Annotated in this window: 7 protein-coding genes and 1 pseudogene; 2 read left to right on the top strand and 6 right to left on the bottom strand. The window is 72.5% G+C overall.

The annotated features are described in order from the left end of the window. Positions 1-185, top strand: a pseudogene (locus M878_RS50100) (M56 family peptidase); the annotation flags it as partial. 1 nt (position 186) lies between these two features. On the opposite strand, the gene M878_RS88660 reads toward M878_RS50100, so the two are convergent. From M878_RS88660 to M878_RS88655, 3 genes are all read right to left on the bottom strand, one after another. Further along, positions 187-1854 (bottom strand): FAD-binding oxidoreductase, encoded by a 1668-nt coding sequence (locus M878_RS88660; protein ID WP_023553262.1) that lies wholly within the window; start codon positions 1852-1854, stop codon positions 187-189. Positions 1855-1887: 33 nt separating this feature from the next. Beyond that, positions 1888-2781, bottom strand: coding sequence for a helix-turn-helix domain-containing protein (locus tag M878_RS50095; RefSeq protein ID WP_023553261.1), 894 nt, complete (start codon positions 2779-2781; stop codon positions 1888-1890). Between the two features lie 390 nt (positions 2782-3171). After that, complete coding sequence (locus M878_RS88655; protein WP_023553260.1) at positions 3172-3774, bottom strand: Rv1733c family protein; 603 nt, start codon at positions 3772-3774, stop codon at positions 3172-3174. 410 nt (positions 3775-4184) lie between these two features. Here M878_RS88655 and M878_RS88650 point away from each other — a divergent pair, with 410 nt between their 5' ends. After that, positions 4185-4649, top strand: a complete 465-nt coding sequence (locus M878_RS88650; RefSeq protein WP_023553259.1) for a pyridoxamine 5'-phosphate oxidase family protein — start codon at positions 4185-4187, stop codon at positions 4647-4649. On the opposite strand, the gene M878_RS88645 is transcribed toward M878_RS88650, so the two are convergent. The 3 genes from M878_RS88645 to M878_RS88635 form a co-directional block, all read right to left on the bottom strand. Next, positions 4636-5409 carry a TIGR03943 family putative permease subunit gene (locus M878_RS88645; protein ID WP_023553258.1) on the bottom strand — a complete coding sequence of 258 codons (774 nt, stop codon included), beginning with the start codon at positions 5407-5409 and terminating at the stop codon, positions 4636-4638. The two genes, M878_RS88650 and M878_RS88645, sit on opposite strands and share 14 nt — an antisense overlap. Further along, positions 5406-6428: a permease gene (locus M878_RS88640; protein WP_245238311.1), complete on the bottom strand. Its 1023-nt coding sequence runs from the start codon at positions 6426-6428 to the stop codon at positions 5406-5408. Before M878_RS88640 ends, M878_RS88645 begins: the two co-directional genes overlap by 4 nt. A 336-nt stretch (positions 6429-6764) precedes the next feature. Then, positions 6765-8291 (bottom strand): nitrilase-related carbon-nitrogen hydrolase, encoded by a 1527-nt coding sequence (locus tag M878_RS88635; RefSeq protein ID WP_078630506.1) that lies wholly within the window; start codon positions 8289-8291, stop codon positions 6765-6767. Positions 8292-8327 lie beyond the last annotated feature (36 nt).

The following is an 8327-nucleotide window of genomic DNA, read 5'->3' as shown; positions in this document are numbered from 1 at the left end:
CGCTCCCTCGGCGGGTCGCCGCGCTCCTCGCTCCGGCGCCGAGCGGGCGTGCCTGGCCGTCCGTCTTCACGACGGTGGGCCTGGCGCTGTGGACCGCGGCCACCGGGGCCGTCCTCTCCGCGATGTTCTCGGCCAACTCCGCGGTCACCCTGCTGCTCCTGCTGCGGGCGGCAACTCCGCTGTGAGCTAGTCGGTCCCGGGGAGGCGGATCGACTGGCGGTGGCGGAAGACGTTACGAGGGTCCCAGTGGGCCTTCGTGGCCTGAAGCCTTTGGTAGCTGTCCTTGTAGTAGAGGCGGTGCCAGGGCTGTCCGTTGGCGGGCGGGTTCATGGTGGGGTCGCTGAGGTCGGCGTCGCAGTAGCCGATGTAGCAGCCGTCGGTGGTGTGGCCGGCCGGTGGCGCGGCGGACGGCGCGATGGCCGGTACGCCGCCGGTGGATTTGTACATGTCGGCGTAGAAGGAGCGGATCCAGTCCAGGTGGGGCTGGGCGATGCTCGGGTCGGCGCGGGCGTCCAGGTAGTCGTAGACACCGTCGAAGTTGGCGTCCTTGTCCCAGGTCCAGTATGTCTGGAACTGGAGTTTGAGCACCGAGGAGCGCTGCGGTACCGCGGTGGCGTCCGGCGGGATGTCGTTGATGCGCCCACCGTAGGAGTCCACCTGGAGCAGGGCCTGGTCGTTGGCGTAGCGCGGGTCGGTGAGGTGCTGGTAGATGACCTGGAGCTGGCGTTCGGTGAAGGCCGCCGTGTGGTAGGCGGACTTGTACTTGCCGCAGCGGCTCGGACCGGATTCGTTGAGGTTCTGCGTGGCCGTCAGCCAGGGCAGCCGGGTCGGGATGTAGAGAGCCTCCAGAGCCGGGTGCTCACCCGTCCGGCGGTCCAGGGTGCTGCGCGGGTAGTCGCGTTCCGGGGCGAGATAGTCGAGGAAGCGTTCCAGCCGGTCCGGGGAGTCGGCGCGATCCCCGTCCAGCTGCACGATCAGGCCGACCTTTCCGGCCTTGCGGTGGTTCAGCTTGAGCAGGGTGAACATGTCCTCGTAGTCGAACGGCCACGGGAAGTCGCTGTCGCCACCGCTGTGTTCGTCCTGGAAGAACCGGCCGTAGCGGTGCACCAGCGAGCGGAACCGATCGGGATGCTCCTCGAACAGCTTCCATTCCCAGGCGATCGTACGCAGCAGCACCTGGGCCGGGGGCGGAGCCAGGTCGCGGAACCAGTACCGCGTGATCACACCGAAGTTGCCGCCTCCGGCACCGGTGTGCGCCCACCACAGGTCGCGCAGCGACTCGTCCGTGGAGTCCTTGCGTGCGACCGTCACCGCGGCACGGGTGCGGTCTCGTACGGTGACCACCTCGACCGCGTACAGGTGGTCGATGGTGAGGCCGTGCAGGCGGGACAGCAGGCCGAAGCCCCCGGCGGAGATATGGCCGCCGGCTCCGACGGAGTAGCAGGAGCCGCCGGGCAGCGCGAGGCCGTGGCGGCGGTAGAGCTGGGTGGCGATGTGCCAGTTGCTCGCGCCGGCCTCCACGCAGTACGCGTCCATCGTGGCGTCGTAGTAGACCCGGTCCATGGCGCTGACGTCGATGATGACCGCGACGTCGTCCCCGCAGACGAAGTCCTCGTAACAGTGGCCGCCGGAGCGGGCCGTGATCCGGCGGGCCGGGGTGTCGGTGCCCGGATGGCGGTCCAGCCAGGCGTTCACGGCGGCCACCACGTCATCGGTGCTCGTGGCGACGACGATGTGATCCGGGGTGGCGATCCACCGTTGGTTGAACCCCCGGCGGAGCGCCTCGTAGCGGTCGTCCCCGGGGCCGACCTCGATGAGGGCGGGCGAGCCGGGTGGGGAGGAGGGTGTGGACATGGCGGCACCTCAGCAGCGGTTGACCAGCGTCGATCACGGCAAGTTACCGAGACGCGGGGTGCCGGGTGCTCCACCGTTCGGGTGAGGCGGCCGGGTGTGCGGAAGCCAGGGGCGAGACCGGACGGGCGCCGGAGCACGCCGCCGGCGGCGCCGCTCCCCCGGGAAGCCGCTGGCTGGCAGGCCGCTGTGCGGCGGCTGTCGACAGGCCTCCTGTGGCGGCCGGTCGGCCGGCTGGAGCGCCTGCGGTTTCAGCTCGGCGAGGGTGACCTCGACGGCGGTGGCGAAGGCCGTCACGGTCGTCATCAGCCGCAGCCTGCTGAACGAGGAGTGCAGGAGCAGCGGGACGGCGAAGCCGAGATGGCCGGTAGACGGCTCCAACTCTGGTACATAGGCGGTAAGTTCGGCTCGCAGCTCGGGCAGGTGGCCCAGGCGGGCCAGGATGTGCTGGGCACACTCGGCGAGATTGCCGATCCGCGGGACCGGCCCTTGCGGGTGCAACGCGAGCCGGTGGACGTCCTTGCCGGTGCCGGCGAGGTCCGGAGCCGCGCCCTCGGTGATCACGTCGAACGCCCGGTTCGCGGCCGTCAGTTCACCGGCCCGTTCCACGACCAGCGCCGGATACGGCAGATGCCCGCGCAGGATGTGGTCGAGCGCGGTGCGCACCGGGGCCGGCTCGGGGTCGTCCGGGGAACTCTCCGGGTACGCGGGCGCGTAACCGGCGGCCGGCAGCAGCTCGTTGCGTTCGCGCAGCGACAACTCCAGCGACTCGGCGAGCCGTACGACCACGGTGCGGCCGGGCACGGACCTGCCGGACTCGATGAAGCTGGCATGACGTCGGGTGGTGCCCGCCCGCGTCGCCGGCTCGACGACGAGCCGGCTGAGGCGGCGGCCGCTGCGGCAGGCGCGCAGGGCGCGGGGGAAGTCCACAGGGCGCCTGACCTCACAGCGCGACCAGCTCGAACGACTCGCCGATCTGCTCCCGGCCCTCAAGGCGCCGCCAGTCGCGCGCTCAGTAGGACACGCGCCCGGTGGCCTGAGCGGTTCGCTCCTGCACCACCCTCCCGATGGCCCGTGCGGTAGCCAGGCCGCCCGGCCCGGGCGGCGTGCGCGGGTGCCCGGTTCGCTTCCCGGCGGGTCGGCTGCGTTCGGTCACCAGCGCCCGGGGCGTCGAATCCGGCCTGCCAGGCCTGGTGGGGTGACGGATTCCGTGGTGTGCTGGTAGTGGCGGGAAGGACCGAGAACAGACGCGGGGAAGCGGCCCGAGTGCCGTGCACCGCGCAATCCGGATCCGCGAGAAGCGGGTGGCCCTTTCCGCCCTCAGCCTCGTCCGCCGCTGAGGTTGCCCCAGCGAGGCCCTATCTGCTTCCACTCCTCGTCCCACTCGGCCATGCGCCGCCGGATCAGCCGGGTGCGGACCAGCCAGCCCGCGCTCCAGACCGCCGCGCCGACGGAGGGGGCGACGAGGGCGCCGGTGAGGGCTGCCTGGAGGTCCGCCGCGGCGCCGGTGACAGGCGCGGAGACCACCTGGCCGGCACGGTTGGTCCACACGGTCACCTGGGATCCGGCGGGGGTGCCAGGCCGGACCTTGGTCCGGTCGGTGTGCACGGTGCCGTGGGTGTCCGTCCAGCGCACGGTGGCCCAGACCTGGCCGTCGTCGTAGCCGGTCCCTGAGGTCGGGCTGCTCGCCGCGCTGTCGGTGAGCACGGCGGACACGGAGTGCACCCGGGCCTGCCGGGCGGCGAACGCCGCGTCGGCGCTGTGGGCCGCCCCGAGTCCGGCGACCGCGCCGCCGAGGACGGCGAGCACCCAGGTCGCGAGGACTATCCAGGCCTCTACGACGTCGCTGTGCCGTCTGAGCGGATTGCGCCGCCAGCGCCACAGCCGGACCCGGGCGACCGTCGTGGGAGGTGTTCGGTTCATCGTCACCGCCTCCTCTCGCGCACCGGCGGCTTCGCCGCACACTCCGCGTCCGCCTCGCCGGGCGGGCTCACGCCGGGCGGGCGGATGAGCGCGGTCGGGGCGGTCTCCCGAACCCGGCCATGCACTCTCACTCCACCATCGTGCACCTCATTCCGGGCAGTAGCGGGGTGAGTGCCGAAGCCACGCCCGATGACGTGCCGCCGGACCCGTTGTGACCAGCGAGGCCGGGACATCCGGCCCTGCGGCCGGGGGCCGAAGGGCACTGGGCGCACGGCGCGGGATCCGCGACAGTGGGCATCAGGAGCGGCGCCGATTCCCCCGCGGTGCCGCTCCGCCCCCCGGCAGGGCACCGCACGTGCTGGGGGGCGGAGGGGCGAGGAGACCGTCACGCACCCGCGAAGAAGCCAGCCATGATCCGTCACGAAGAGCCGCCGCACCGGCGCATCGACCTCGGTCCCGGTGAGGCACTGCGACTGCTGGGCACCGTGTCGCTGGGGAGGATCGTCTTCACCCGGCAGGCGCTGCCCACCGTCCGCCCGGTCAACCACGTCCTGGACGACGGCGACATCGTCATCCGTACGCACGAGGGCGCGGCGCTGACCGCGCACGCGGGGCAGGAGAGCGGCAAGGGGGTGGTGGTCGCCTACGAGGCCGACGCGATCGATCCGGACACGCACCTCGGCTGGAGCGTGGTCGTCACGGGCTACGCGCGGCTCGTCACGGACCCCGTCGACCTGGCCCGGGTCCGTACGCTGCTCGCCCCCTGGGCGCCGTACGAGGATCTGGACCACGCCGTGCGCATCCGCCCCCACCTGGTCACGGGCGTGCTCCTCACGGACGGGGTCGGGTCCGGTACGGCGGCTACGACGGCGTGAGCGGCAGGTCGTCGGTGTAGGCGTTCACCGGCTGGGCGGTGGGGCGGGCGGTCTTGACGTCGAGGGCGGCCTGCGCGGTCCTGGTGCCGAGGGCGCCCCGGGGGTGCCAGGTGCCGGTCACCGCGAGCCAGGTGTTCGCGGGCGGTGCGTCAGTGCCGTACACCCGGATCTTGACGCTTTGTGAGTCCGCCGCGCAGCACGTGAAGATGATCCGGGTCAGGTACCAGCCGTCGTCGTCCTCGGCCGGCGTGACAAAGCCCGTGAGCTGGACGATACGGCCCTTGATGGCCCGGCTGCGGTCCTGTTGGACGCGCTTGGTGAAGTCGGTGAGGGTCAGGGGCAGCGGTGAGATCGCGGGCAGCGGAGCGAACCCTTTCTTCTGCACCGCCACCGGCTTGCTGCCCGAGCGTGCGGCCGTGTACGCACCGAGGGCGGGCGGCGCGTAGAAGAGCAGGCTGAGCGCCGGGAGGAACAGCAGCCAGGCGATGCGCGGGGCGCCGGAGTGGTCGTGACCGTGTGCGTTTCCAAGCTCGTCGCCGAGGTCGTGTTCCTGGCCGTGGTCGTCGTGAGGGGCGTGCCGCCGTTCGCCCCGGAGTGCCGCCGCGGCCAGGCCGAGCAGCAGGAGGACGACGCCGGAGGCGATGAGCAGCGGCCGTAGGCCGGCCTTGACGTAGCGCAGGTAGGTGTCGGTGAACAGGGCCGTGTGCAGCAGGCCGATGCCGGTCAGCGTCAGAAGGAGGGTCTGGGCAGGGCGTTTCACAGCAGGGCGCCTCCGATCAGGACGCTCGCGGTGACCGCCACCACGGTGGTGGCCGTGGAGAACCGCCAGGCGAAGGCCCGTCCGAAGGTGCCCGCCTGAAGGGCGATCAGCTTCAGGTCGACCATCGGCCCGACCACCATGAACGCGAGCCGCGCGGTCGGCGAGAACCCGGTGAGCGAGGCGGCGACGAAGGCGTCGGCCTCCGAGCACACCGCGAGCAGCACGGCGAGCCCGGCCAGGAAGAGCACCGAGAGCCAGGGTGAACCGGAGAAGGTGTCGAGGACGGAGCGCGGCACGGCGACGTTGAAGGTGGCGGCGGCCATGGCGCCGAGGACGAGGAAGCCGCCGGCGTGCAGGAAGTCGTGCTGGAACCCGAGCCGGAACTCGTTCCAGCGGCTGTGGCCGTGCCGGTGCCCGGTGTGCCCGTGCCGCAGGATGCCCCGCAGCCACTTCTCCTTGCCCAGCCAGAGCCAGAGCCAGCCCATCACGGCCGCCGTGGCGAGCGAGGCGAGCAGCCGGGCGACGACCATCGCGGGGTTGCCGGGGAAGGCGACGGCGGTGGCTGTCAGTACGACGGGGTTGATGGCGGGCGCGGAGAGCAGGAAGGCGAAGGCGGCAGCCGGGGTGACGCCCCGTCGGATGAGGCTGTTGGCGACCGGGACCGAGGCGCACTCGCAGCCCGGCAGCACCGCTCCCGCGACGCCGGCGACCGGCACGGCGAGGGCGGCTCGCTTCGGCAGGATCTTCGTGAACAGCTCAGCCGGCACGAAGGCGTTGATGGCGCCGGACAGAGCGGTGCCGAGCAGCAGGAAGGGGAGCGCTTGGACGGTGATGGCCAGACAGACGGTGCGCCAGGCCTGGACGGCCGACTCGTTCAGCCACCGCGTGCCGGCGAGGAGGAGGACGGCCGCCGCGCCGGCCGTGAGCGCGAGGGCGGCGACGAGCGGCCACGGCCGGAGACGGCGTACGGGCGGCGAACCGACGGGCGCGGCCGCCACACTTCGGGCCGCGCCAACCATTTCATCCGTTTTTTCCATTATCACTCCGGATGTCGGTGTCTGGCCGACGATAGGCGAGGCACCGGATCCGGCCGCGCGTACACGCCGCCGCACAACCAAGCCGCACGGCGCAATGCGCCCCATTGGTGGCGTCGGTGATGTCAGTGGCGTCAGGTGATCCAGCGCAGCGACAACACGGCCGCCGGCGCCTCCGGTTCCCCGCCCTGAAGAACGGCCGGCTGCAGCGCACCGCCTCCGGTGTCGCGGTCCTGTCGAACGGGAGTGCCTCGATGAGCGAAGGGGTCTGCCTGGTGGAGCGGACGGCACGCCAGGCCGCCGCGTGGGCCTGCGCCGCGGTCACCGGCGGGGTCGGACCAGGGCGGTGACGGTGATCGCCGCCAGAGCTCCCAGACAGAGCCAGGCGGAGGTGTCGCCGACGCGGTCGTAGACCGTGGTGCCGCCCCGCACGGGCACGTAGGCGGCCGTGGTCTGCTGACCGGTCGCGAAGTAGTCGGCGGTGGCGAGCACGCGGCCTTCGTCGTCGTACGCCGCCGAGACGCCCTCCGCGTCCTGACGGATCAGGGAGTAGCCGCCCTCGACGGCGGCCAGGGCCGCCTTGGCGGTGTGCGCCCCGCCGTACTCCTTCCAGTCGTGCGCGGGCACGAGCATGATGTCGGCCCGGGTCCGCATCAGGGCCGGGAAGTCCGCGTCGTAGCAGATGACGTCGGCGAGCCGGCCGTACGGGGTGCGGACGACCGGCACCTGGCCGTCGCCGGGCGTGTACCGCTCCGAACCGGGGACGGGGTGGGCCTTCTGGTAGGTCCACAGGACCGTGCCGCGGGGGTCGATGAGGAGCGCCTCGTCCCGGCCGTAGGCGGGTGCGGTGGTGCTGTAGACGCGGACTCCGATCTCCAGGTAGATGCCCGAACGACGGGCCTGGGCCCGGGCTGCGGCGATGGCGGCGGGTTCCTGCGACTCCTGGGTCCTGACGGCGTTCTCGGGCCAGATCACGATCTTCGCGCCGGCGGCGGCCTCACGGCGGGTCGAGGCCAGCAGGTCGTCCTCGACGGCCGTCATCGCGGGCCGCACCGCCGCGACGGGCGCTGCGGCGACGCCGCCCTGGCCGTCGGTGTACCGGTCGAGCGTGGTCCGCAGCCGCTCGGTCACGGTGCGGGACGGGCTGACGCCGGCGATCCGTACGGTCGTGCTCTGGGGCGGGAAGAAGACGAGCCGGGCACCGCCGGCGACCAGGACGCTCAGCAGGACGGCGAGGCAGACGAGGCCACCGCGCCAGGAGGGGCGGTCCCAGACACGGTTGACCGTGCTCGCGACATAGCCGATGAGGAAGCCGATGCCCCAGGGGCCGGTGACCGACACGACCTGGAGGAGGGGCAGGTCCGCGTGCTGGGTGACGGCCAGGGAGCCGTAGGCCGTGCCGAACGGAGACACCACGGTGATCAGGAACTCGGCGGCGGCGACACCGGCCGGGAAGACCAGGGCGGCCGGCGCCGGTCGCAGCCGGTGCGCCAGCAGCCTGTCGGCCAGGAAGGGCAGCGTCTGTACGGCGGCCAGGGCGAGGGCGCCGGCGAACACCAGGGCGTTGAAGCCGATCGCCGACTCCTGGACCCAGAAGACGGCGGCCCCGAGGTGCGCCAGCCAGATCCACAGCGCTCCGGACCAGGCGCGGCTCAGCCGGGTGAAGCGCAGGAGCAGGACGGGGAAGATCCAGGCGGCGACCGCGATGTCCCACCGGCCGCCGACCGCGAAGAGCATCGTCCCGGTGCCGAGCGGCAGGAGGAGCCACGTGTGCCGGTGGGCCGGCGCCGGCGGCGCGGGCGGTTGTGCCGTCGGGTGGGTCGGGGCAGGTACGGCTGTGTTCGTCATGCTCGGGACGCTAGGGCGGCGGGCGCCGGCCGCGCC

Origin of the sequence: Streptomyces roseochromogenus subsp. oscitans DS 12.976 (assembly GCF_000497445.1) — a bacterium.
Lineage (GTDB): Bacteria > Actinomycetota > Actinomycetes > Streptomycetales > Streptomycetaceae > Streptomyces > Streptomyces oscitans.
This window is presented reverse-complemented; position numbering and strand designations above follow the sequence as displayed.